At 45.9% G+C, this 24,435-nt stretch carries 20 protein-coding genes and 2 riboswitches; of the genes, 11 read left to right on the top strand and 9 right to left on the bottom strand.

The window, feature by feature from the left end:
- Positions 1 to 56 precede the first annotated feature (56 nt).
- Positions 57 to 959 (top strand): rhomboid family intramembrane serine protease, encoded by a 903-nt coding sequence (locus tag EYB58_RS01335; protein ID WP_111954608.1) that lies wholly within the window; start codon positions 57 to 59, stop codon positions 957 to 959.
- Here EYB58_RS01335 and EYB58_RS01340 read toward each other — a convergent pair.
- The 7 genes from EYB58_RS01340 to EYB58_RS01370 form a co-directional block, all read right to left on the bottom strand.
- Positions 940 to 1,635 carry a S1 family peptidase gene (locus tag EYB58_RS01340; RefSeq protein WP_242637511.1) on the bottom strand — a complete coding sequence of 232 codons (696 nt, stop codon included), beginning with the start codon at positions 1,633 to 1,635 and terminating at the stop codon, positions 940 to 942. The two genes, EYB58_RS01335 and EYB58_RS01340, sit on opposite strands and share 20 nt — an antisense overlap.
- Positions 1,636 to 1,784: 149 nt before the next feature.
- Positions 1,785 to 2,321: a sulfur carrier protein ThiS adenylyltransferase ThiF gene (thiF, locus tag EYB58_RS01345; protein WP_111954612.1), complete on the bottom strand. Its 537-nt coding sequence runs from the start codon at positions 2,319 to 2,321 to the stop codon at positions 1,785 to 1,787.
- Positions 2,321 to 3,427, bottom strand: coding sequence for a 2-iminoacetate synthase ThiH (gene thiH, locus EYB58_RS01350; RefSeq protein WP_111954614.1), 1,107 nt, complete (start codon positions 3,425 to 3,427; stop codon positions 2,321 to 2,323). Before thiH ends, thiF begins: the two co-directional genes overlap by 1 nt.
- A 249-nt stretch (positions 3,428 to 3,676) precedes the next feature.
- Positions 3,677 to 4,459 carry a thiazole synthase gene (locus EYB58_RS01355; RefSeq protein ID WP_111954616.1) on the bottom strand — a complete coding sequence of 261 codons (783 nt, stop codon included), beginning with the start codon at positions 4,457 to 4,459 and terminating at the stop codon, positions 3,677 to 3,679.
- 2 nt (positions 4,460 to 4,461) lie between these two features.
- Positions 4,462 to 4,659 (bottom strand): sulfur carrier protein ThiS, encoded by a 198-nt coding sequence (gene thiS, locus EYB58_RS01360; RefSeq protein ID WP_111954618.1) that lies wholly within the window; start codon positions 4,657 to 4,659, stop codon positions 4,462 to 4,464.
- Positions 4,660 to 4,750: 91 nt separating this feature from the next.
- A riboswitch (TPP riboswitch) is annotated at positions 4,751 to 4,845 on the bottom strand.
- 39 nt (positions 4,846 to 4,884) lie between these two features.
- Positions 4,885 to 5,736: a diaminopimelate epimerase gene (gene dapF, locus EYB58_RS01365; protein ID WP_111954620.1), complete on the bottom strand. Its 852-nt coding sequence runs from the start codon at positions 5,734 to 5,736 to the stop codon at positions 4,885 to 4,887.
- 186 nt (positions 5,737 to 5,922) lie between these two features.
- Positions 5,923 to 7,053, bottom strand: a complete 1,131-nt coding sequence (locus EYB58_RS01370; protein WP_111954622.1) for a ribonuclease D — start codon at positions 7,051 to 7,053, stop codon at positions 5,923 to 5,925.
- A gap of 156 nt (positions 7,054 to 7,209) precedes the next feature.
- On the opposite strand from EYB58_RS01370, the gene thrS reads away from it, so the two are divergent.
- The 5 genes from thrS to EYB58_RS01395 all read left to right on the top strand — a co-directional run bounded on the left by thrS (position 7,210) and on the right by EYB58_RS01395 (position 12,620).
- Positions 7,210 to 9,123 (top strand): threonine--tRNA ligase, encoded by a 1,914-nt coding sequence (gene thrS, locus EYB58_RS01375; protein ID WP_111954624.1) that lies wholly within the window; start codon positions 7,210 to 7,212, stop codon positions 9,121 to 9,123.
- Positions 9,124 to 9,134: 11 nt separating this feature from the next.
- On the top strand, positions 9,135 to 10,208 hold the full coding sequence (locus tag EYB58_RS01380) for a class I SAM-dependent methyltransferase (RefSeq protein ID WP_111954626.1): 1,074 nt from the start codon (positions 9,135 to 9,137) through the stop codon (positions 10,206 to 10,208).
- Between the two features lie 38 nt (positions 10,209 to 10,246).
- Entirely contained in the window at positions 10,247 to 11,083 is an 837-nt protein-coding gene (locus EYB58_RS01385) for an MBL fold metallo-hydrolase (protein ID WP_111954628.1), read from the top strand.
- A gap of 260 nt (positions 11,084 to 11,343) precedes the next feature.
- Positions 11,344 to 11,643, top strand: coding sequence for a UvrB/UvrC motif-containing protein (locus EYB58_RS01390; RefSeq protein ID WP_242637512.1), 300 nt, complete (start codon positions 11,344 to 11,346; stop codon positions 11,641 to 11,643).
- Between the two features lie 251 nt (positions 11,644 to 11,894).
- The gene (locus EYB58_RS01395) at positions 11,895 to 12,620 is read left to right on the top strand and encodes a PEP-CTERM sorting domain-containing protein (RefSeq protein WP_207309114.1); all 726 of its coding nucleotides are present in this window, start codon (positions 11,895 to 11,897) and stop codon (positions 12,618 to 12,620) included.
- Between the two features lie 153 nt (positions 12,621 to 12,773).
- Here EYB58_RS01395 and EYB58_RS01400 read toward each other — a convergent pair whose 3' ends face one another.
- On the bottom strand, positions 12,774 to 14,831 hold the full coding sequence (locus tag EYB58_RS01400) for an Ig-like domain-containing protein (RefSeq protein WP_111954630.1): 2,058 nt from the start codon (positions 14,829 to 14,831) through the stop codon (positions 12,774 to 12,776).
- A 63-nt stretch (positions 14,832 to 14,894) separates the two neighbouring features.
- Positions 14,895 to 14,974, bottom strand: a riboswitch (cyclic di-GMP riboswitch).
- Positions 14,975 to 15,296: 322 nt separating this feature from the next.
- A complete protein-coding gene (locus EYB58_RS01405; protein WP_111954632.1) occupies positions 15,297 to 15,905 on the bottom strand; it encodes a master DNA invertase Mpi family serine-type recombinase in 609 nt (202 codons plus the stop codon).
- Between the two features lie 138 nt (positions 15,906 to 16,043).
- Between EYB58_RS01405 and EYB58_RS01410 the strand changes: the two genes are divergently transcribed.
- The 5 genes from EYB58_RS01410 (at position 16,044) to EYB58_RS01430 (ending at position 24,403) form a co-directional block, all read left to right on the top strand.
- Positions 16,044 to 19,121 carry a Tn3 family transposase gene (locus tag EYB58_RS01410; protein ID WP_111954634.1) on the top strand — a complete coding sequence of 1,026 codons (3,078 nt, stop codon included), beginning with the start codon at positions 16,044 to 16,046 and terminating at the stop codon, positions 19,119 to 19,121.
- A 309-nt stretch (positions 19,122 to 19,430) separates the two neighbouring features.
- Complete coding sequence (locus EYB58_RS01415; protein WP_111954636.1) at positions 19,431 to 20,432, top strand: response regulator; 1,002 nt, start codon at positions 19,431 to 19,433, stop codon at positions 20,430 to 20,432.
- A gap of 4 nt (positions 20,433 to 20,436) precedes the next feature.
- Positions 20,437 to 21,165, top strand: coding sequence for a response regulator (locus tag EYB58_RS01420; RefSeq protein ID WP_163354310.1), 729 nt, complete (start codon positions 20,437 to 20,439; stop codon positions 21,163 to 21,165).
- Positions 21,165 to 24,077 (top strand): FapA family protein, encoded by a 2,913-nt coding sequence (locus EYB58_RS01425; protein WP_111954640.1) that lies wholly within the window; start codon positions 21,165 to 21,167, stop codon positions 24,075 to 24,077. The genes EYB58_RS01420 and EYB58_RS01425 overlap by 1 nt, the downstream gene beginning before the upstream one ends.
- A 98-nt stretch (positions 24,078 to 24,175) precedes the next feature.
- On the top strand, positions 24,176 to 24,403 hold the full coding sequence (locus EYB58_RS01430; RefSeq protein WP_211317995.1) for a DUF3820 family protein: 228 nt from the start codon (positions 24,176 to 24,178) through the stop codon (positions 24,401 to 24,403).
- Positions 24,404 to 24,435 lie beyond the last annotated feature (32 nt).

Raw genomic sequence — 24,435 nt, forward strand, 5'->3', positions numbered from 1 at the left:
TTTTATTGTATGAGCTATATTCATAGCCGGAAATAAACACATCCGGCAAGGAAAAAATGAAATCTATTTTCACGGGCAGTATACACAATAAAAACAGCAGAAAACAGGCCGATCTTACCCTGGTGGTCCTGGCGTCCCAGTCTGTCAAAGCGGTCATTGATACGTGTCCTGACGGATCATACGACATCCTTGTCCCCGATGACGATGTTTTTAAAGCACAAGAGCAATTGAAACAATACGCAAAGGAGAACAAGGGGTTCCAAAAACCGGCTCCCCATGCGTCGACCAGAATTTTTTTCTCCCCCGCAGCCCTGGCGCTGGCCTTTTTTATAGCAGCCATCCATTATATCATCACCACCCGGGGCCTTCACAAACAAGCGATCCTGGACTTTGGTTCGTCCTCGTACTATCTCAGCCAAGGGCAAAGTTTCAGGGCCGTGACCGCCTTATTTCTGCACAGCGATACGGATCATCTTCTGGGAAATATGGCCGGAATACTTGTACTTGCGGGCCCTTTACTTCGCGTGACCGGTTACGGGCAGGGACTCTTGCTGCTTTTGGCCGCAGGCACGGCCGGCAATCTGATATCTGAAAGTTTTGGCCAGGATTTACGGCTCTCCATCGGGGCTTCCACAGCGGTCATGGCGGCGGCAGGACTTCTTGGGGCCCGGCGCATGACCATTGGCGCACAATCAGGTCATTCAGTATTTCCAAAATTCAAAGGGCTGGCCCCCTTTGCTGCGGCAGCCACACTTACAGCCATGTTCAGCCATGGTGAGAATACCGATGTATCGGCCCATCTATTCGGTTTTCTTGCCGGTACCGGAATCGGGCTGTGCTATTATCCGTTATCTGGGCCTTTATCAGGTCCGGTGATGGGCCGTATCAGTTTCGGCATTGTTCTGGGAATTTTATGCATGGCCTTTATCCAGGGTGTTTTTACTTTTCTGCCGGGATAATGGACCGGTTAAGCTTTCGGACAAAACTGACAGGGACGGCATAGGTGATTCCTGTAGGCTCTTTTAGGACGTATTCTTTTTTCCCTTTGACAAAAACTTTATTGATCACCCCAACGACTTGTCCGGTGGAAATCCGATAGACCGGACTTCCGCTGTTCCCCGGAAAAGCAACGGCATCAAGCTGGATAATATCCCAGGGGTGTTCAAGGTATTTGATCATCTCTCCTTTGATCAAACTGCCGTGGGGGCTGGGCAGCATGACCGGGGCAATGGCCGAAACAATACCGGTGTGGGTAGTGGCATTAAGACCGAGTACAAAGCCGATGGGAAATCCGGTAAATGCCACTTGGTGACCTTCTTTAAGGGTACCTTCCGCCGCCATGGGCAAGGGAGCCAATTTGCCTGCCATTTCCAGTATGGCCAGGTCGTGAAACGGGTCTTCAGCGACCAGAACGGCCTTGACCCCTTTCCCCGGCAGATTCTTGTGAAATATGCGCAGATGGAACATGCGTTTCTTTTCTTTAATGCCCTGGACCACATGGTGGTTGGTGACGATTCTGCTGCCGTCCCCGATGGCAAAACCGGTACCCCGGAACTGGATCATGGGGATATCCTTGAAAGAATAGGTGCCCACGGATACGGTGGAGGCTTTTATTTTTGACACCAGATCGGCCATGTAAGCATCCCGAGCCTGCGACAAAACGTGCTGCTGGGCAGATACAGGGGAAACGAAAAAAGCAAAAATGATCGTAATTACACTAAAATAAACTCTCATGGCATTTACTTACCGGTTAATGCCTCAATTGTCCATCGTTTCCGCGGCCCTTAGTCATGAAGCACGCCGGGTTGACTGAGAATAAATTCACTCATGTAATTGGCGACGGTGGTCACCTTGTGGCTGAACAGCGGCGCCTGATCACAATCGGTGGTAAAATCACCGACAATACAGCAGGTGCCGATTCTGCGCGAGCCTATGCCGGCCAGATCGAATCCGGCAATGCCGTTGGCTGAAACCACCTGTTTTTTGTCAGCCAAGGTTTCAATGAGCATTTTTTTATCCACTTGGCGATCAAAGCCCTCAACGATCAAGTCGCAATCAAAGAACAGGTCAGCACAATTTTGCCTGTCAATACGCTGGACCTGCCCCTCAAGGTTCACCTCGGGGTTAATGCGGCTTAAATTGATATTAAGTGCATCAACCTTGAACAGGCCGATCTGGTCGACAAAATAAAACTGACGGTTGAGGTTACCGGACTCTACCCGATCAAAATCGACCAGTTTAAGTTGCATCACGCCACTTCGCACCAGGTTAAGGGCCACGTTGGAGCCAATACCGCCAACCCCGGCAATACCGATTTTCATCAGATGCAATCCCAGTCTTTGTAAATCGGCTGGTAACCCTGGGCGAGAATCGCATCGGCTACCTGGGCCACACTGCGGGCATCGGTAATCTCGAATTGCGGCGTCTGACCGTCCGGTATCTCGGTGTAGCCACCAACACCGGTACTTGATCCCGCAGAGTAACGCGTAGCACCCAAGGGGAGAATACGATCGCGAAAGGTGGCGTTTTCACGGGTGGAGACGGTCAGTCCCAAACGCGGCAGAAAAATACGCAGCGCGGTCATGAACTGAACAAAGGTTTTGTCATTCACCAGGTAGTCGGGTTGAAAATCGCCTTCCGCCTCGTTAAATCGGGGCAGGGAGATGGCAACCTCGGTATTGATATACTTGTTTTCAAGGTAGCTGGCATGCAACCCGGTAAAAAACATTTCCCGCCGCGGCTCGGAAAGACCAAGCAGAGCCCCAAGATTAACGACCCTCATGCCGCCCTTGGCAGCCCGTTCAGGCCCGTTGAGCCGCCAGTGATAATCCATTTTTTTGCCGGCCAGATGAACCCGTTTATAAACGCCTTCGTCATAGGTTTCCTGGAACATGGTCATGGAATCGACACCTGCCTCATAGAGTTGCCGGTACTCCTCAATCTCAAGCGGGTAGACCTCAATCGCCACGGATGCAAAATGTTTCTTGAGCAGTCGCGACGCATCCACCAGGTACGACATGGGGGTCATGTGCTGGGCTTCACCGGTGAGAAAGAGCACATGCTGCATCCCGGTTTTGGCAATGGCCTTGGCCTCAATCTCAATCTCTTCCAGGCTGAGCTTTCGGCGAAGGATGGAATTTTTGTGATTAAATCCACAGTAAGCACAACCGTTGTTACAATAGTTGGAGATGTACAGCGGAATAAACATTTGGATCGTGCGGCCAAAATACTGCACGGTCAACTGGTGGGCTTTTCGGGCCATGGCCTCAAGATGTCCGGCAGCCCGAGGGCTCAGCAGAGTCAAAAGATCCATAGGATCGGGTTTTTCCTTGGCCATACTGAGGATGATGTCCTCATCATTCACCTGGTCAAAAAATTTAGGAACATTAAAATCACGGTACTGCTCAACTACCTTGTAGAATGACATAATTCGATCCTCATTTTATGAAAGTCGCAATAAGCTATTAAATTTCTTTCATGTTTTGTTGTGGGTTGAGCCTCTATGTCATAAAATTAAGATGATTCCAATTAGAACCATGAAGCGCATGGAGGACATGAAGATTAATTTTCCGGTATATATTCTTCATGCGCTTCATGTCCTTCATGGTAAAACAAACGACACATACTTAAACTTATGACATTGAGTTGAACATAGGTGTTGATAGACCAGGTCAACTCATGGCTGTTCTTCGTCAAGAAATCCGGTGAGCGGAGAAGAGGCGCGGGCAAAGGTGGACGCCTCGGCCATTTCCGCCAGGTAGGCCGCCCGCCCGGCTTTGACCGCCAGATCAAAGGCGCGTCCCATGGCTTCGGGATCCCGGGCCGTGGCAATGGCGGTATTCACCAGCACCGCATCTGCACCCATTTCCATTGCCGCCGCAGCCTGGGAAGGTTTACCGATTCCCGCATCCACAACGATGGGCACACAGGCATTCTCAATTAACATGGCAATCAGCGGTTTGGTCTCCAGTCCCCGGTTGGTTCCGATGGGCGAGCCCAGGGGCATCACCGCTGCGGCTCCTGCGTTTTCCAGACGTTTGGCCAGGGGCAGATCGGGCAAAACATAGGGCAGCACCTGAAACCCTTCTTTGGCCAGAATTTCCGTCGCTTTCAAGGTCTCCCAGTTATCCGGCATCAGGTATTTCATATCGGTGATAACTTCGATTTTAATAAAATCACCACAACCGGCTTCCCGGGCAATACGGGCAACGCGAACGGCCTGTTCTGCGTTGCGGGCGCCGGATGTATTGGGCAGCAGGGTCACATTTTTGGGGATGTATTCGAGAATATTTTCAGACTGCTCCGAGACGTCGACACGGCGCAGGGCGACCGTGATCATCTGTGAACCACTGGCCGCAAGCATCTTGGGAATTTGTCCATGGTTGCCAAATTTCCCGGTACCGGTCAGTAACCGGTTACTGAATTCTTTCCCACCTAATAAAAGTAAATCGTCGTTCATAATCAGCCTCCTCCGACAAAACTGAGCATCTCCAGGCGATCTTTGTCCTGGAGTTCAGTTGTCGGCCAAAATTCCTGTTTGATGATTTGCTGGTTAAGTTCGATAACCAGCGCCCCTGCATCGAGTTTTTTCCAGGCAATCAACTGTGCCAAAGTACAGGACTCTATGCATTCCTGTTTTCCGTTGACAAAAATATTCATAGGCAAAAATCCTTAAAAAAAAAGCCGTTTACCCCTCAAAGGAAGGGCAAACGGCTATAAAAATACCTAAATCCGGATTTTTCCAGGTTTATTGCTGTCTTGTCCGCTCTTCCCTTCGCCAGTATTATCCGGATCAGGTTCAATGGGTATAATCTCAGACGCTGTGCGCCACCCCAAACGATGAATTATGCTATATAGAGAATAAAAAGGTTTGTCAACCCGGAGTTAAATTTCAACAGTTCCCTTAAAAACGGTCTGGGCAGGCCCGGTCTTAAAAATATGACCAGAGGATTCATCCCATAAAATATCCAGATCTCCACCGTCCAGATGGACACGCACCTGTCGCCCTACCCATCCCGTCAGATGAGCGGCCGTAACGGCAGCACAGGCCCCGGTACCGCAGGCAAGGGTTACCCCGGCCCCGCGTTCCCACACCCGCATTTTTATTTGGCTGTCAGAGATGACTTCAATGAACTCCACATTGGTTTTTTCAGGAAAACGGGGGTGATTTTCCACCATGGGACCAACAACTTCAATGTCCACCAGTGACAAATCATTCACAAAGATCACCGCATGGGGGTTCCCCATGGAGACACAGGAAACGGACATTGTGCCCTGCCCTGTTTCAATGGGCACCCCAAGGGCCATCTTTCCATCATAGACAAAAGGGATCTGTTCAGGAATAAGCCGTGGCACCCCCATATCCACGCATACGGAGACCACCTGTGCATCTTGCTTTTTTTCAATGCGGGGCACCACAGTTCCGGCCAGGGTTTGAACCTTTATTTCATCTTTGACAAGAATATTGTTCTCGTACAGATATTTGGCAAAACAGCGCATGCCGTTGCCGCACATCTCCGGTTGAGACCCGTCTGAATTGATAATAACAAACCGTATATCATGGGTATCAGAATGCCGGGCCAGAATAATGCCATCGGCACCGATGCCAAACCTCCGATGACACAGGTGCACGGCCAGATCCGAATAATCAATGTGCCCGGCAATGGTTTTGTCCCGGTCATCCAGCATAATGAAATCATTGCCGAGACCATGCATTTTCCAAAAATCTATATGCATTGTCTATCCTCTCTCTTGTTAGGCTTGGGATCAGATTAAAATCGTCCAAATATGACTTAGGATTTTAAGTCGTATTCAAGGCGCGTTACTGGGAGCATATTCGAAATATGTGTTCAGTGACGCAACGCAGAAGACGGCTTAAAAGGAAAGTCATATGGATGGTTTTATTTTGATTGCGAGCCTTAATTACTGCACTCGGGAAAGTGTATCCATAATCTTCCCACCAAGCGCCTCGACCTGCCAGTTTCGTATACCCGGAATCTGCAACAGATCGTCCGGGCTTGACGGCTTGTCCGCTGCCACCGCAGCGATCATATTGTTATTGATCAAAAATCCAGGCTCCATGGCCAGGGTTTGGGAAGCAGTCTCACGCATTTTTTTTAATGCATCAATGCGGCCAAGGACCTGGGAGTTTTTTCGGGGCATCCGGGTTCTAGGATAAGAGGGCAATTCCCGGTGGGGTAAGGCAAGGGCTGTTTGAATGGCGTTGACGCACAATTGCCCGTACATACCAGCCTGCTTAGGGCTTAGCGCTCGATGTTTCAAAACAGCCTCAACACTGGTCGGCCTGCGCTGAACCATGGTCATGATGGACTGGTTGGACATAATTTTAAAGGGTGGCAAATCCTTTTTCTCCGCCTGGGAAATCCGGACTTCCAGCAGATGCTCAAGCACAGCAAGGCTTCGGTTGTCAAGCTTACCGGCCCCCTTGAACTTTTTAAACAAGGGCCTTAAATGGTTATTTTCGTATTTCACCCTGGCCTGCAAATCAAACTCCTCTTCGGCCCAGGCCAAACGCCCGATCTTTTCAAGGCGATCCTTTAAAAGGTCATGCAGTTCCACAAGCGTCGCCACATCCCCCACACTGTAGGCAATCATATCATCTTTCAAAGGCCGTTTGGACCAATCCACCTTCTGGTACTTTTTATCCACATCTATATTAAAATAAGATTTCAAAAGTGCGCCCAGACCCCGGGCCTTAATATTTAAAAAACGGCAGGCGATCTCGGTGTCAAATAGGTTTTCAATTTCAACGGACAACTCCCGGTCAAGGCTTCTGACATCAAAGTCTGACCCATGGAACACCTTGATAATTTCTGGATTTGCAAGGATTTGAGAAAAGGGTGAGAAATCATTGATCAGAAAAGGATCCACCAGCCAGGCCTGGTCTGGGCCTGCAATCTGGATCAGGCATATCTTTTCTGAAAAACAGTGCATGGAATCGGCCTCCAGATCCACGCCGATTATCTCACAGGGTTCAAGTTTCAGGCATACTTGTGCCAAGTCTTTGTCCGTTGTTACAAACTGATAAACCACCTTAGTTTTCCCTTGATTGTTTAAAACACTTCTTTTAAGATTCTTTTTTTAAATTTAACGGCTTTTATTACAATGTTTAATCAAAAACACTTGATCATACGCTGCCTTGGAAAATAGGGCAAGGTCAGGCATGATATATAACAGGAAGTAAAAAAAATGATTCAAATAACGTTCCCGGATAATGCAGTAAAAGAATTTGACACACCTCCCACAGGCATGGATGTGGCAAAAAGCATTTCCGAAGGATTTACCCGCAACTGCGTGGCCATGGAAATAGAAGGCAAAGCCATTGATTTAGGCGCTGTCATTGAAAAGGACAGTGCGGTGAGCTTTATCACAGCCAAAGACGACAAGGGGCTGGATATCCTGCGCCACTCTTCGGCTCATGTCATGGCTGAAGCCGTACTCAACCTCTATCCGGACGCCAAGCTGACCATCGGCCCTGTGGTGGAAGATGGATTTTATTATGATATTGATATGGAACCGGTGAGCGAAGCAGACCTTGAAAAAATAGAAGCTGAGATGAAAAGGATCATCAAGGCCAAGGCAGGCTTTGAACGCCGGGTGGTCACACGGGAACAGGCCCTGGCTATTTTCGCCGACAACCCCTTTAAGGTGGAGCTGATCAATGAACTGCCCGAAGGCGAAGAAATCTCTTTGTACCAGAACGGCAAATTCGTTGATCTATGCCGCGGCCCCCATATCCCCAACACCGGTATGATCAAGGGTGTTAAACTATTAAGAACGTCCGGTGCCTACTGGCGGGCGGACCAGTCCCGGGAACAGCTCCAGCGCTTGTACGGCATCTCCTTTTTTGACAAAAAGAAACTCAACGCCTATCTGAACATGATCGAGGAAGCCAAAAAACGGGACCACAGAAAACTTGGCACCCGCCTGGATCTGTTCTCTTTCCATGACGAAGCACCGGGCATGCCTTTTTTTCACGCCAAGGGCATTGACATGTGGAATGCGCTTTTGGATTACTGGCGCATGGAGCATAAAAAAGACGGGTATGTGGAGACCAAAACCCCTGTGCTGATGACCAGAAAACTTTGGGAACAAAGCGGCCACTGGGAGAACTACCGGGAAAACATGTATACCTCCACCATTGATGACGAAGAATACGCCATCAAGCCCATGAACTGTCCCGGCGGCATGATCCTTTACAAAACAAAATCCCACTCTTACAAAGACCTGCCCCACCGGGCCGGAGAGATCGGGATGGTACACCGCCATGAATTTTCAGGCGCGTTGTCAGGCCTGTTCCGGGTCCGGGCCTTTCACCAGGATGATGCCCATATTTTTATGACCCCGGACCAGATCCAGGAAGAAGTATTAGGCGTTCTGAAACTGGCTGAACGGGTTTATGCGCGTTTTGGTTTATCCTTTCACCTGGAGCTGTCCACAAGGCCTGAAAAATCAATCGGCACGGATGAGCAGTGGGAAACTGCCACCAACGGACTTCGCAATGCCATAGAAGCCTATGGCCGAGAATTTATGATCAATGAAGGGGATGGCGCATTTTACGGTCCCAAGATAGACATCCACATCAAGGACGCTTTAGGCAGAACCTGGCAATGCGGCACGATCCAGCTGGACATGGCGCTGCCGGAACGCTTTGACCTGACTTACAAGGGCGCGGACAATGAAAAGCACCGCCCCATCATGATCCACCGGGTGATCTACGGTTCCATGGAACGGTTCTTTGGTATCCTTGTGGAGCATTTTGCCGGCAAATTTCCCCTGTGGCTGGCCCCGGTCCAGGCCGTGATCCTGCCCATCAACCAGGAACTGGCCCCCTATGCAGAAGAAATCCAGCATCTGCTGGCGGTTCATGATATCCGTTGCGACGTAGATGACAGAAACGAAACCCTTAAAAAGAAAATCAGGGAAGCCCAGTTGAACTATATTCCTTTAATCATCACCATCGGTGACAAGGAAAAGGACGACAAGGTATTGTCCGTGCGCACTTTAGACGGCAAGGTCAAGATGGGGGTCACCCACAAAGAGTTCCTGACCAAGGTCTGCACCCACATCAGCGACCGGGTCCTGGAGGGAATTAGTCTTTAATATATTAAATCATGGCTGATTTTTCCGATAAACTGGTACAGATTCTAAATTACGGCTCCCTGAACCTGGGCTTAGGCATAGGCTACGCCCTTGAAATATTTGATGTCATGGATGAAAAAGGTTCCGCCCTGACCCTTGGAGAACTTTCCGGCGCGACGGGTCTGGACATGCGTTATCTCAAGGAGTGGCTGGGCATCATGGTCACCGGCGGCATTATTGAGATGACAAAAAAGCCGGACAATGAGGACACCTTTTTCCTGCCGCCAACCCATGGGGATCTTCTGTGCAGAAGGGCCGGAAACAACAATATGGGGGTTTATACCCAAGAAATTCCCCTGCTGACCGCCTGTGCCATGGATGCCGTAAAACAGGGATTCAAAACCGGCCAGGGCGTTCCCTTTTCCATTTATCCAGATTTTCAGGCATTCATGTCGGAACTGGCAGATGCCAAGCACCGCAAGGTGTTGATCCAGGAATTTATTCCCTATGTTGACCAGGGTCGACTGGAAAAAAGGCTGCAGCAAGGCATCCGGGTCTGTGATCTGGGTTGCGGCCAGGGCGTGGCAGCCTGTCTCATGGCCCAGGCCTATCCTAAATCTGAATTTATCGGCATGGACAACCATGAAAAAGCCCTTGAACAGGCCCGGGCTTTATCCGAATCTTTTGGGTTGTCCAATATTGCGTTCATCAACCAGGATGCGGCTAAAATTTCTGCTCTGCCAAAGTTTAACCAATACTTTGATTACGTATGCGCCTTTGATGCCATCCACGACCAGTCCCATCCGCTGGATGCGCTAAAAGGGGTGAAATACATGCTGCGTGAAGGCGGCCTTTTTTCCATGATCGATATCAAGGCCGCCACCAATATCAAGGACAATACCGATCATCCCATGGGGCCGTTTTTATATACGGTAAGCCTGATGCACTGCATGCCCATCGGGCTTAATGACAACGGCTCGGGCCTTGGCATGATGTGGGGGAAACAGCAGGCCATAGATCTGCTCAGACAAGCGGGTTTTTCAAAGGTTTGTGCCGAAGAGATCCCCAATGATTCATTTAATCTGCATTTTTTATGCGCCCCATAATTTAACCTATATCCCAAAAAACACAGGAGAAACACGCCATGGAAATCACCTGCCTGCTTGAAAACAACACCACGGACCCACAACTTGCATCGGCCCACGGCTTAAGTTTTTTTATCCGCACCGGCACCCGGTCCATTCTTTTTGATATGGGACCGGACAACAAATTTGCAGACAATGCAAAACATTTGGGTGTAGACCTGTCAAAAATGGACATGGCCGTGCTGTCCCACGGGCACTATGACCATGGCGGCGGCATCCCGCAGTTTCAAAAAATCAATGACAAAGCAGCAATCATCATGACCCGGGGGGCCATTGAAGGCAGATACTATGCCCGCTACAAGAATAATGAACCCCGGTATATCGGCCTTGACACCGATGCCATTGACAAAAGCCGCTGCCGGTTTCTTGGTGCGGACCTGGCCTTGTCCGAGAATTTAACCATTATCACAGATTTTTCAAAAAAGGGCTTTATCCCCCAGGGCAATTCAGACCTTTTGATGCAGCAGGAAGACGGGAAACTTATTGAGGATGAATTTTCCCATGAACTGGCCCTGCTGATCGTGGAAGACGGTACCTCGGTTCTGTTCACCGGATGCGCCCACTCGGGCATGGGGAACATGATTGATACGGTTCTTACCCGCACAGGCCGGGATCATATTGACCATGTGATCGGCGGATTTCACCTGTATAATCGCATAACCCGGGTCACAGAACCTGACAACCGCCTGGATATTCTGGTCAATGAATTGTCATCCTATGACGGCACAACCTATTATACCGGCCACTGCACGGGCCCTGATGCCCCGGCGTACATGGCCCGCAAAATGACGCGCCCAATCAACGTATTTGCCACCGGCACCCGGCTTGAAATCTGAAGTTTCACCATAATTTGAGTTTGATTGTCGCTGGATCAGATCGGGTGTAATTGCACATTTAGGGTAAATCCGTCATAGGGTTTGCCCTAAATGTGCAATTACACCCTATTATGAATCAAAACCGGTAGATTCCCTACCGGTCCTGATCCGACTTCAGATTTATAAATCCCTGAGAATGGATGGGGCTGGCATGATATTCCCCTCAAAAACCATGAAATGGTTTTGTCTCTGTGACATTAACATAGGTGAAAATCAGTATCATGTCCCCGGAATTCATGCAGGAGGCGTATAACCAAGCACACGGCATTACACCCGCCACCATCAGCAAAAAGATCAATACCTTTGATTATACTATGGCCGGCATGAATGCCAATACAATGGAAGCGGCCATAAATGAGGAACTCAAAGCCTATGATGCGGATGAGCTGAACCTGGAAGATGTGATCCGAAACCTTGATACCAAAATGAACGAATCGGCAGAAAGTCTGGAATTCGAGCAGGTTGCACAATACCGGGACAAGATTCGGGAACTGAAAAAGATTAAAACAGCCCAGCCATAATCAGTGACAAAATGATCAATGGGAAAATAAAAAGACTATCAATGTTTGTGTATTTTTTTTCTTTAAACTGTGTATTTTTTTTACATATTTGATAACCTGATTTATGTTACCTTCTTTTGATTTAAATAAAGTTTTATAAAATTAAGTAGTTATATGTTCACCTTGATGTTTGGCATTGTAATTGCTGTTATTCTAAAGATACAGAAAGAACTGTGAAAATAATAGCTTAATCATGTGAAAAGGAGAATAAAATGAGAAGAGTAATTCTCTCTGTTCTATTAATTCTTGGCCTCGCGACGAGTAGTGGGGCGTCGACTATATATAACTTCTCCGGTGTATCTGCATCCGGAATAGGGTCGGCTACGATGGACGTTTCTATATCGGGCAATGTCCTAACCGTGAAGTTGGACAATACCTCACCCATTTCGACCAGTACTTCGAACGACAATATTCCCGCCCTCGTTGCGTTTGGGTGGGACCTTGGCAACGATCCCCTGCCAACAATGGTCAGCTGGAGTTTAAAGGCTTTTGATGAGAATTTTGATGAGATCTATATTGACGACCAAGATGGTAGTACTGGTGAATGGGAAATAGATCCAGATGGCAAACTCGAAGGTACCTCACTGGATTTTATCCCCAACAACGATGGTGCTTCTAGCAATGTTGCGGCTGCACTTTACAATCCTGCGGCTGAATTAATTCTTGATTCAGATGGCCAAACTCCACATTATTTTACTCAAGCAGTCCTGACTATGGAATTCGATGATACACCACTTTTTTCCTATGAACAAAATGTAAGCCCGTACGTACGGATGCAAAGGGTTGGTAATGGTACTGCAGGCAGCTTGAAGCTGTATGGGGTGCTGGACGAGGGCGGCGGTGGCGGTGGCGGTGATCCAGTCCCAGAACCAGCGACTTTTATACTTTTCGGCATCGGTCTGTTGGGGCTTGCAAAAATTTCAAGACGAAAAAAATAATTCAGATTTGAACATGTCATAGAAAAAGGCAGGGTGAAAAAGTTCACCCTGCCTTTTTTATTCCGTTTGTTTTTTCGAAAGGATCTTTGTCCGATTTAAACCCTTTCTCTTTTCGTTGCGCGGCAGCCCAAAATCAGGACTACCACTTAATAGCTATTTATAGACCGTTATGGTATCTGCCCCTTCATTGCCCGCTGTATCAAATGCTTTCACTGAAAGCGTGTAAGCGCCTTTTGACAGCTTCCGGGTATTCCAGTTCCAACTCAATTCGCTTTTATATTTTACCGCTTTGAGTTCTCCGTCTATAAAAAGTTCCATCCGGTTGATGCCGCTGTCATCTGAAGCCGATGCCTGAACTGTTACTCGGTTGCCAATGGATGCACCGTCACCAGGTGAAGTAATGGTGACAGCAGGCGCCTCAGTATCTTGAAAGATTACGTTGTCCACGCTCACACTGATTACGCCGGACTGTCCTCGATTCCCGGCTGTATCATAGGCCACGGCCACTAATTCGTAAGTACCATCGGCATAAGCTGTGGTGTTCCAGAAAAATGCATAGGGAGACGTGATGTCTTCATCAAGAAGCTCACCGTCAAGATAGAGTTCTACCAGAGCGACGCCGCCCTCATCCGTGGCAGAGACATCCACAGTGATGCCGCCACTGACCAGCGCACCGCCTTGAATGGGTGTAATCGAAACAACGGGTGCCGTTGTATCATCAGCGCTCTCATTTGCCACAGTCACTGCAATAACACTGGACCAGCCGTCATTTCCTGCGCTGTCATAGGCCACGGCCATCAGTTCATGGTCGCCGTTTGCATAGCCATAAGTGTCCCAGGCAAATGTGTAGGGCGAAGTGGTATCAGAGGATAAAAGTTCACCGTCAACGTATAGTTCAACCCGGTCCACACCCCCCTCGTCCGCCGCTGAAACGCTTACAGTCAAGCTGCCGTTGACGGTTGTGTCATTCTGGGGTGATGTGATGGCCACAGAAGGATCAATGGTATCCTCGTCAGGAACAGCAGCCAATGCAGTCTGGATGCTCTGAAGGGCGTTTATTCTGCCGTAACCGAAATAGTTATCAAACCCTGTGGTGCCAAGATCGACAGCACTCTGGGTGAGGATATCCACAACCTGGACATTGGTTAACGACGGGTTGGCTGAAAGAATCAGGGCCACTACACCGGCGGTGATGGGGGATGAAAAGGATGTCCCGTTCCAGTTTCCATACCCACCACCGCGGGTAGTTGTCAAAATGTATGAGCCTGGCGCGGCTATGTCGATCCAGTCCCCGTAATTTGAAAAACTTGCCAGAGTGTCGGATGAAGTAGTAGCGGATACCGCTACCACATTGGCACAGGCTGCAGGATAGTATGGTGTGTCAGTTGAATAGTTATGGGCACAGGCAAGGATAACCGCACCCTTGTTCCAGGCGTAATTCACTGCATTCTGCAGGGTGGAGGAGTAGCTTGACCCACCAATACTGATGTTTATGACCCTGACGCCCTGGTCAGCAGCATAATTAATGGCTTGGGCGATGTCATAATACGTGGCATAATCATTGGCGTCTAAAACCACCAGGGGCATGATCGGGCTGTTCCATGCCACGCCGGCAACGCCGGTAGTGTTATCGGTCATGGCTGCGGCAGATCCGGCGACAGCCGTGCCGTGTCCGAGAACATCCTGAGTATCTGTATTGTTATCAAGAAAGTTATACCCGGCAATAAGATTACCCGCAAGATCGGGATGGGTGGGATCAACACCGGAATCAATGATGGCGATGGGAACGCTTTGGGAGCCCGTAGTCAGATCCCATCCGCTGGGAGCTGAAATTTGCGGCAGGTGCCACTGGGAAGGGTATTGGTCATCATTGGGCACATACCCTGCTTCAGCAATAAAATTTTCTTCTACAAACTGGATGTTCGGATTCTTTGATAGCGCCTTTTTCACCTGTTCAAGAGCATGCTCAGGCACCTTGATCCGACGTACTTTTATTTTTTCTATCTCTCCGGCCGTGGCAGCACCATGCGAGTTGAGAAGTTTATTCACATCACCTTTTGTAGCGCCCGATTTTACCTGAATCAGTAATTCTCCTGGCATAAATTTTTTACTGCTGCCTGCCTGGACAAAACCAGATCCAGCCAGAACCATTACCATTATGACGGCAATGGTCATTATTGTGTGTAAATTAATTTTTAATGTTTTTTTCATTTTGGACCTCCATTGATTACTTGCCAGGAAACAAGCATCCATAATGGAGGGAAGACTTGTTTCTTCGGCAACTCGGCTATCCGCCAGTGACGGACCCATAAGCTTTGTGTGCCGTGGTTACCCACGGGTTACCTTTGTCGGAAACGTCTATCTGAGAATACAGCAAAATATATACCACCGCCATATAAAAAATTAAAAAATTCCTTACCCCTTTTGCTGGTATACTTTTCCTTTCCCACCTAAATTTTGGTTTTCAACAAGAATTGACATTTTGCGCACATTATTTAACAATTGGTAAGATTCAAAAAGTGTAACAAGAGTTCAGGCAAATTTGACATAAACATTTTGTAACGTTGGGGTAAAACAATTTGGAGTGCATCATGTCCCTCAATGAGCAGAAGAATGCGTGCAATTGAATATTTAGGGGAAATTCGTCATGTGGTTTTGCGAATCAAACTTAGTTCTTCATGTCTCATCTTTGAGTTTTCTACTTTTAATGAAGTTGTCTACCGTCAACCGGTGCACCCCTAAAATTCTTCCAATCGCACTGACGGAAACTTTCTTCCTGAGCAGTTCTTTTATTTCTTCCTCTTTACCGGTAAGCTTTGTTTCCTTAGAGAGGCTTCCTTTGGGCCTTCCCAGCTTTTTACCTTCACTTTTTTTGCGAGCCAGTGCTTCCTTGGTTCGCTGAGAAATCAAAGTTCTCTCTATTTCAGCAGATAATCCAAAAGCAAATGCCAACACCTTGGAATTGATATTATTCCCCAGCTCATATCCTTCTTTGACTGCATAGACCTTGATGTCACGCTCCATACAGTCATGCAAGATGCTCATCACCTCCATCAAATTTCTACCCAAACGAGATAATTCACTGACAATCAGAATATCGTCTTCTTTGAGATTTCGTAGAAGTTCTCCCAATTTACGATCTTGATATTTTTTCGTAGCACTGACGGTTTCCTCAATCCATTCCTTGATGTGGATTTTTTTTGAGTCCGCAAATCTCAAAATTTCATATTTTTGATTTTTCACAGTCTGCTGATCTGTGCTGACTCGAATATATGCAAAAATCATATTATTATCCTTGATGTTATATTAAATATATTTTTAGAATTATTTTATATAAAAATTATATAAAGTAAAAGTATATTTATACAGACAAAAATAAACCATTACAAACGGACGTTTTATTAATCATCTTAAGGAGGTAATATGGCAACTCATCTTAAAATTCTAAATCAGAATGATATTAAAGAATTTGATTTTCCTCCACAATTTAGCGGTGAGGAGAGAAAGCGATTTTTCTATTTACCCAATTGGGCAGAGGAATTGGTTAACAGTTTTAAAACTCCAACCAATCAGGTTGGCTTTGCCTTGCAGTTTGGCTATTTCAAAGCATCCAATAAATTTTTTGTAGCCCGGAAATTTCACCAAAAAGATATTGAATTTATAGCCAAATGCTTGGGTTGTCAGCTCAATGAGCTTGATTTCGATAGTTATACAACGAGAAGCTTTCTCAGGCACCAAGAGCTTATTCTTGCCAATACAGGATTTCGAAAATATGATAATTCTGGCAGAAAATTTTTACAAAAAGAAGCTCAAAAATTATGTTATAGACAAATGAAACCCCGTCTCATGTTTATGTCTTTGGTGGATTTCCTAAAATCTCAAAAAATGGAAATCCCCAACTATCACACATTTTCCGAAATCATTACCGATGCCCTTAGAAATTTTGAAAAAACTCTCATTGAGGATATTGATAAGCACCTATCCACGGAAGAAAAATGTCTCCTCGATGATTTGCTTGAATTCGGGGAAGAGTACATCGACGGAGACAAGCAAGACTCGAAAATCAAGCGGTATAAAGTCACCCTTCTCAAAAAAAGCCATCAATCCACCAAGCCTTCAAAAATAAAATCCAATATCAAGTATTTACAGTACCTTGAAGGTCTCTTCAAAGAACTTGAACCGATAATCAGCACCCTCAATTTGTCGTCAGAGTTGATCCAATACTATGCTCAAGTGGTGATTAAATCGAGGGGCTTTCAAATGAGTCGGAGAGAAAGCCGAAGATATCTTTTATTGATATCTTTTGTGAGCTACCAATATTACAGATTGAATGACGTTTTGATTGATGCCTTACTACAATCCGTCCAAAGCACCATAAATACAACCGATAGAAATCACAAAGAGATTTTTTACAATCAGCGAAAGGAAAGGCATCAAAAACTACATGTCTTTTCCCAGAGAGTGACCAGTCATCTAACCGCCATTGAGCAAGCCCAAACAATCCTGCATGATAAAAATTTATCCGCTGATGAGAAGGTTGAGAGTCTACAGGCGTTGTTTTCTGAAAAATTTGAGCAGGACTCCGTTGAAATTCAAAATCAAGTAAACCAGCTTGGTGCGGAGGCAAAACAGATTACCAAAAATATTGATTTTTATGATCTGCTGGAGAGTAAATCCCTAAAACTGCAAAACAGAGCCTCCGAAATCGTCAAGCATATTCAATTCGATGAGCAAACTTCAAATAAAACTTTATTGCAAGCCATTGAGTATTACAAGAAAAAAGACGGGAACGTGGGGAAAGATCCTCCCGTGGATTTCTTAGACGTCAAAGAACAAAAGGTTTTGATCTCCTCCGATGGGAAATTCAGAGTCTCTCTGTATAAAGTTTTGCTGTTTTCAGAGATTGCGAACGGTATTCGGTCTGGTGCATTGAACCTCAAATTTTCCTACAAATATAGAGCTTTTGATGATTACTTGATTTCTCAAGATGTTTGGGAGGCTAACAAACAATATTTGTTGGAAAAGGCAGGTCTCGAAGGGGTTCAAGATTTTGCGGCGTTGGAAGACAAACTAAAAAAGGCCCTACAAGAACAATTCCGAGAAACCAATCAGAATATTATCAATGGAAAAAACGAATATGCAACGATTCAGAAAGACGGTTCATTAAAGATAAAAACTCCAAAACTGGAAAAAGATATAACCTCCGAAATTGTTTCTGATTTTTTTCCTAAAAATCGTGTCATCCCTTTGCTTGAGGTGCTTTCTACGGTTAATAAGATTTCTCAGTTTACCGACTGTTTTGAATATTGGCAGCAGAAACACGGTCGAGAGAAACCCGATAATAAGGTCTTCTTTGCTGGTATTACTGGCTATGGGTGCAATTTGGGGATAACCAAAACCTCTCAAATTTCCCGCAATATCAACCCATCTGAATTGGAAAATACAACCAGTTGGTATTTCAATCATGAAAACATCATTCGTGCCAATGACAAGATTCTGAGCTTACTGGATCGGTTACAGCTCCCTAAATTATTCAAACGGAATCAGGCTATCACCCATACCAGCAGTTACGGACAAAAATTCAGTATTGGCGTTGATTCCTTGAATGCCAGCTATTCCTACAAGTACTTCGGCAAAGGCAAGGGAGTCAGCGTATACAGCTTTATTGATGAGTGCCACCGGCTATTTTATTCCACTGTAATAAATTCGGCGGAAAGAGAGGCTGCATATGTGATTGACGGATTTATGCACAATGATGTGGTGCAAAGCGATATCCATTCCACCGACACTCATGGGTACAGCGAGATGATATTTGGGGTGACCCACCTGTTGGGAATTTCCTTTGCCCCCCGGATCAAGAGTTTTAAAAAACAGCAGTTGTACAGCTTTGAAAGCCCATCAATTTTGAAGGATCTTGGCTATCATGTATTGCCGAAGGGAACAATTGATCTCAAAATCATTGCTGAACAGTGGGATCAGATTTTACGATTTATCGCCACCATCAAGCTGAAAGAGACTTCCGCTTCGCAGCTTTTCAGACGACTGAGTTCCTACTCCAAGCAGCATCCGCTTTACAGGGCTTTGAAACAGTTTGGGCGGATCATTAAAACCCTTTTTCTGCTCAGATATATCGACGATGTGGAGTTGCGACAAATGATTGAAAAAATGTTGAACAAACTGGAAAGTTCCAACAAGTTTGGAAAAGCAGTCTTCCACGGCAATAATCAGGAATTTCAACTATCCACCAAAGAAGAACAGCTGATTGCGGACGGATGCAAACGGCTTATCGAAAATGCGATTATCTGTTGGAATTATATGTATTTATCCAAAAAAATAAATGACGCCAGCTCTGATGCAAAAAAGGACACCATGACCAAAACAATCAAAAATGGTTCTGTGATTACCTGGCAACACATCAACTTGCAGGGAGAATATGATTTTTCTGAGGAAAATTTAAAAAATCCGATTGAATTTGAACTTCCAGAATTATTGGATCTGTAGGTGCTTTAAAATGGGAAGTGGAATTTCGGCGTAAAACCTTGGGTGTATTGACATTTGATGAAATCCTATGACGGATTTACCCTAAATGTGCAATTACACCCATATATCTATTATAATAAATTTGAAAGATTCTCTTGGTTAGTGTAAACTCTTAAACATCGTAACTCTTTGTAATTTACTTTTTTTTCTTAACGATAAAGGTTGCATCCTGAAGTGTTGCGAAAGGCTCAAACCTTTGCATCATCCAATATATACCGGCCGGCCAGTTGAAAAAATCTTCCCCGCAACAAAACACAAAGGGGTAGCACCATGACAGAGAACGAAATCACATCAGGAAAAAAAATAAGTGTCCTGGTGGTGGATGATGAAAAAAGTATCCTGAAGCTGATACAACGGCTGGTTCGACAGGAAGGGTATGACTGTCTTATCGCTTCAAACGGACTTGAGGCGATCACAGTGATGGAAGAAACAGTGGTGGATGTGGTGATAACTGATATCGCCATGCCTAAAATGGACGGCATTGAGCTGACAAAACAGATAAAAGAAAACTACTCGGCAGATGTTATTATGATGACCGGATACTTCAAAGACCTGTCCTACGAAAATGCCGTTACAAAAGGCGCCAAGGATTTTATTCAAAAACCGTTCAGCACGAAAGAATTTCAGATCCGACTTAATCGGGTGATCAAGGAACGTGAAACCAATCAGGAACTCAAAAAAAGCCTGGAGCGGATGAATGAAATTGTAGACGGGGTCATAAACAGTTTGTCTTTAACGGTGGATGCAAGAGACCCGTATACGGCCGGCCATCAGAAACGGGTGGCACAGCTTGCCATTGAAATCGCCAGATCCATGGGACTTGGGAAAACACAAATCTCCAGTATCCGCATGGCCGGGATTCTACATGATTTAGGAAAAATTGCCATCCCGGCCGAAATCCTGTCAAAACCCAGCATGCTGTCGGACATCGAATTCCGTTTAATAAAAACCCACCCCCAGGTGGGTTACGATATTCTTAAAAACATAAATTTCCCCACACCTGTGGCCCGGATCGTTCATCAGCACCATGAACGCATGGACGGCTCTGGTTATCCTTTGGGGCTTGCAGGAGATGATATTTTACCCGAAGCAAGGATATTAATGGTGGCGGATGTGGTTGAGGCCATGTTTTCTCACAGGCCCTACCGGCCGGGACTTGGTATGGACAAGGCATTGGCGGAGATCAAAAAAAACAGAGGCAAATTCTACGATCCGGACGTTGTGGATGCCTGCCTTAAAACAATGGCCGAAAACTTTAAATTTGACGGGTGATCCATTGAGTGAAACACATACCTATCCAGTTCTGATCGTGGATGATGAAAAACCTATCGCCACGATTATCCAAAGGCTCTTAGAACCGAAAAACATCACAACTGAGTATGCAGCTGACGGTGAACAGGCGTTGCTGAAAATGCGTCAGGCCGCAACCCCCTATTCCCTGATAATCAGTGACCAGAAGATGCCGGAAATGACAGGGGATGCCCTTCTTGAAAAAGCTGCCCTAATCTCACCGGACACCGCAAGATTCATGATGTCGGGGTATACGGATCTATCGGCAATAATTCGGGCCATAAATAATGGGGCAATCAACCGCTTCATTCCAAAGCCCCTGGACAAGGAGACGTTCATCCGGGCGGTTTTAGATGCGGTGGCACAATTTGAGGCCGACGTTGAGGCCAAACGCCTGTTTGAACAGGCCAAAACCCAGAACCTAAAACTGTTTGAACTATATAAAGAGTTGAAACAGGAAACGCAGAAATTTGAACAAGTCATGGATGGGTTGGACGCAGAAATCGCTGAGTTGACCCATAGAATGGATGTGTTAAAACTCGCTGATTTAAAAGACAAAAAGGTACTGGACCGCATTGAACAATCCATGGAAGATAAAAAGTTACTGACCCAGGATAATTTTGCCGGGTTTGCCGCCCAGGTTCGGGAAGAAGTATACATCCAGTTTCAGGACATTGCGATTCGAAACGGTTTGACAATGCCGGGAAAAAACTGATGGAACCCATAAGCCAAGACATGCTGAACTCCGGAATTCTGCTGGTGGATGATGAACACAATATTACAAAAGCATTGCGCAGGCTGTTAAATCGCCATGGGTTCACCACCGTAAATACGGCGTTAAATGCTGAACAGGGATTAACCATCATCCAGAATACGGAGAAACCATTTTCCGTAATTCTGTCAGATCAGCACATGCCGAGCATCAGTGGATACGCATTTTTTAATAAAGTCATGGACCTTTCCCCTGACTCGAGACGGATACTAATGACCGGCCATCATGATTTTGATGTCGCCATGGATGCCATTAACCAGGGGGGGATTCACAAGTACATTACCAAACCATGGGACGAATCTGATTTATTGACGACGCTGACCACTGAGATTGAAATATATCACAGCATCCATGAAAAAAAACGGATTCATGTCATTATCAAAAATCAAAATACACAACTTTACCAACTGGCCAGACAAAAAACCCGGGAAAAAAAAGCATTTAAAAAGCAGGAAGCGGCTAAAAGGAACCAACTGGCATCCATCAAAAAGGTGCTGAACGAATTAAAAAAAACTGAAGGCATGGAAAAAACATTGCCTGGGCTGGACCATGTTTTTTGCGATAAACAAATTCAGAATCAATCCATCCTTATCCGGGCATTTGAAATCCTCAACCAGGAAATAGACACCATCCTTGGCAGTATGGCCCAAAAACACAACCTGTCTTTTCCCACAGGCGGCGGTCATCCAGGCACGACAGAGAAAGAAAGCGGCATGGCATCCCCCCCCGACTACGATCTGATTGATAAAGTCATAGGAATCGCACTCCAAAATGCTATACCGTTACTGACAAACATCCATCCGTCTTTTGGTGACGGAGTTGACATCGAATCGTACACAACAGTTCCGGATATTTGGGAATTGGCCCAAAAAGAGGGATTGATTGAGATGGAACAAATTTTGAAATTGCAGGCACAAATGGCACCGAAGAATGGCGCGCCACCTTCCTACAGGGAGCCTGAAGAGATACTCGCTGCATCAGGAACGATCTCTCGGCTGGATATAAGCCGCCTTATGGTAAAAAGGCGATTTATCCAGACAAGAATTCTGGATAAAGCCAGTTCCCAAAAACTGATTGATCAAAAGCTGATTTCACCCGTCGCCTTGGAAATCTGTCTGTTAGAACAGATGATGCGGTTTGAAAGGAATGGAGAATGCATTCCCGTAAGGGATCTTCTTTTAGAAAGAAATATGATCGACCGTCACACCTGGAAAAAAATGTTTGAAGATGCTGCCGGAACAGAAGTGATGCGTGACCCTGAAAAACCATCAGAAAAGGCGAATCTGACCGAGGATGAGATTCCCATTGAACTGATCGTTTCCTCCAATGGCACCACGGCATGGATCAAAAATAAGGAGCCATTGCCCAAAGAGATCAACACAATGCTGGTTAAGACTTTGCTGGAAAAAAGAGGCGTGATATGCGGTGTAATAGAGGATGAAAAAATAGCAGAGCAGTTAAGGAGGCATCCGGGAGCCGGACAAAAATGGGTCGTGGCAGAAACGCCTTTCACCCAGCCGGAAACAGACGGTAAAATTGAATATTTTATCAATACCCATGACCGGTGTCCAGGAATTTTTAAAGAGGACGGCACCATAGATTTTAAAGACCGGGGGGATCTCCCCTTTGTGAAAAAAGGAGAACTTCTTGCAAAAAAAATTCTCTGGGAGAAGGGTCCTGCTGTCCATAATGTATTAGGCGAACATATCCAGCTCGAACCACTGGAAAAAGTGACGTTAAAAGGGGGGACCGGGACAATGCTCTCCGAAGACGGGTTTGCATTATACGCGACCGACGAAGGCGATCCCTGTCTGGATAACAGGGGAATTGTTTCGGTTTATCAAGAACTTATCATTAAAAATGACGTGGATTTTGCAACCGGTCATATCGATTTTCAGGGCAATGTATTTGTTCACGGTACTATCAAGGATGGATTCAAGGTATCCTGTGCCAATCTGACTGTTAGTGAAATTAACGGCGGCATAGTATCTGCGAACGGGCATCTGAAAGTCTCAAAAGGCATTACGAATGCACAGGTTACGGCCCAAGGAAATGTAACGACCCAATTTATAAATAAATCAAAAATAAAAGCCCTGGGCGATATGACCGTAACCAGGGAGATAATGGAATCCTCAATTTCCATCAATGGGCAATTTCTGAACACGGAAGGCCGAATCATAGCGTCTACCATTTGTGCAAAAATGGGGTTGTTTGTAAGGCTGGTAGGTACGGAAAAGTCATCACCATCCGTACTCAAACCCGGCAGGAACGACTACCTTAATGAAGTTAAAAACAAACTGCTTAAAAAAGAAAATAAGACAAAAGACCTTATTACAACGCTGATCCAAAAAAAGAAATGCTTAGAAGAAAAAAATTTGAACATACATGAAAAAATTATGGTCCATTCTTATTCCTGCGAAAACCTGAAAAAAAAGGCAGCAAAACTTCAGGGTCAGGTGCCGCATATTACAAAAGACAAAAAAGCGCATTTAAAAGAAGAATACAAAGAGACCGTTTTCCGCCTGAAAACGGCGGAAAAGACCATTAGGGCGTTGTTCAATACCCAGGATGACCTGGTGGCTCAAATAGAGGCCCATCAGGAAAGCATTCAAAAGGCCCTGGATGACCAGGCTAAAATTACTGACAGCAAAACGGAAATTGAGCAGTTAAAAAAGCATGATACTGGGGTTCCCAGGGTTCAGATCTCAAAGCATATACAAGCCGGGACCCGAATAATCGGCCCAAATAGCGCCATGACGATTCATCACAATAGCGACGCATGTAACATACTGGAAGTAAAAAAAATTTACGGCAATCTACCCGCAGATAGAGAGATGGTGATCCGCAATTTTTAGCCCGAATTCAAGGAAAGAATCTGCGTTCAGGGGACTTGCGGACTTACGTCGTCATATCGTATTGTTTTGTAGCATATTTTCATAGGATACAGGAGGTCATGAAAATCTTGGGAACCGTTCTTAAACCTGATAAACAGGCCTTTGAGGCACTGACAAAGGCACGAATGCCATTTGGTAAATACAAAGGCTGTCGTCTGGTGGATCTGCCCGAACCCTATCTGGTGTGGTTCAGCAGACAGGGGTTTCCCCCGGGCAAATTAGGGGAGCAGTTGCGTACGGTGTATGAAATAAAGCGTAATGGATTGGAGTACTTATTTAAGCCATGAAAATACTTCACCTATTGTGGGCCATAATCCGG

Origin of the sequence: Desulfobacter hydrogenophilus (genome assembly GCF_004319545.1) — a bacterium.
Taxonomy (GTDB): domain Bacteria; phylum Desulfobacterota; class Desulfobacteria; order Desulfobacterales; family Desulfobacteraceae; genus Desulfobacter; species Desulfobacter hydrogenophilus.

Excerpts from the sequence above, each read along its gene's own strand:
- EYB58_RS01415 (WP_111954636.1), top strand. The coding sequence starts at position 19,431 with ATGACAGAGAACGAAATCACATCAGGAAAAAAAATAAGTGTCCTGGTG.
- EYB58_RS01335 (WP_111954608.1), top strand. The coding sequence starts at position 57 with ATGAAATCTATTTTCACGGGCAGTATACACAATAAAAACAGCAGAAAA.
- EYB58_RS01380 (WP_111954626.1), top strand. The coding sequence starts at position 9,135 with ATGGCTGATTTTTCCGATAAACTGGTACAGATTCTAAATTACGGCTCC.
- EYB58_RS01430 (WP_211317995.1), top strand. The coding sequence starts at position 24,176 with ATGAAAATCTTGGGAACCGTTCTTAAACCTGATAAACAGGCCTTTGAG.
- thiH (WP_111954614.1), bottom strand. The coding sequence starts at position 3,427 with ATGTCATTCTACAAGGTAGTTGAGCAGTACCGTGATTTTAATGTTCCT.
- EYB58_RS01340 (WP_242637511.1), bottom strand. The coding sequence starts at position 1,635 with ATGGCCGATCTGGTGTCAAAAATAAAAGCCTCCACCGTATCCGTGGGC.
- EYB58_RS01395 (WP_207309114.1), top strand. The coding sequence starts at position 11,895 with ATGAGAAGAGTAATTCTCTCTGTTCTATTAATTCTTGGCCTCGCGACG.
- EYB58_RS01355 (WP_111954616.1), bottom strand. The coding sequence starts at position 4,459 with ATGAACGACGATTTACTTTTATTAGGTGGGAAAGAATTCAGTAACCGG.
- EYB58_RS01385 (WP_111954628.1), top strand. The coding sequence starts at position 10,247 with ATGGAAATCACCTGCCTGCTTGAAAACAACACCACGGACCCACAACTT.
- EYB58_RS01390 (WP_242637512.1), top strand. The coding sequence starts at position 11,344 with ATGTCCCCGGAATTCATGCAGGAGGCGTATAACCAAGCACACGGCATT.
- thiS (WP_111954618.1), bottom strand. The coding sequence starts at position 4,659 with ATGAATATTTTTGTCAACGGAAAACAGGAATGCATAGAGTCCTGTACT.
- EYB58_RS01425 (WP_111954640.1), top strand. The coding sequence starts at position 21,165 with ATGGAACCCATAAGCCAAGACATGCTGAACTCCGGAATTCTGCTGGTG.
- EYB58_RS01405 (WP_111954632.1), bottom strand. The coding sequence starts at position 15,905 with ATGATTTTTGCATATATTCGAGTCAGCACAGATCAGCAGACTGTGAAA.
- dapF (WP_111954620.1), bottom strand. The coding sequence starts at position 5,736 with ATGCATATAGATTTTTGGAAAATGCATGGTCTCGGCAATGATTTCATT.
- thiF (WP_111954612.1), bottom strand. The coding sequence starts at position 2,321 with ATGAAAATCGGTATTGCCGGGGTTGGCGGTATTGGCTCCAACGTGGCC.
- EYB58_RS01400 (WP_111954630.1), bottom strand. The coding sequence starts at position 14,831 with ATGAAAAAAACATTAAAAATTAATTTACACACAATAATGACCATTGCC.
- thrS (WP_111954624.1), top strand. The coding sequence starts at position 7,210 with ATGATTCAAATAACGTTCCCGGATAATGCAGTAAAAGAATTTGACACA.
- EYB58_RS01410 (WP_111954634.1), top strand. The coding sequence starts at position 16,044 with ATGGCAACTCATCTTAAAATTCTAAATCAGAATGATATTAAAGAATTT.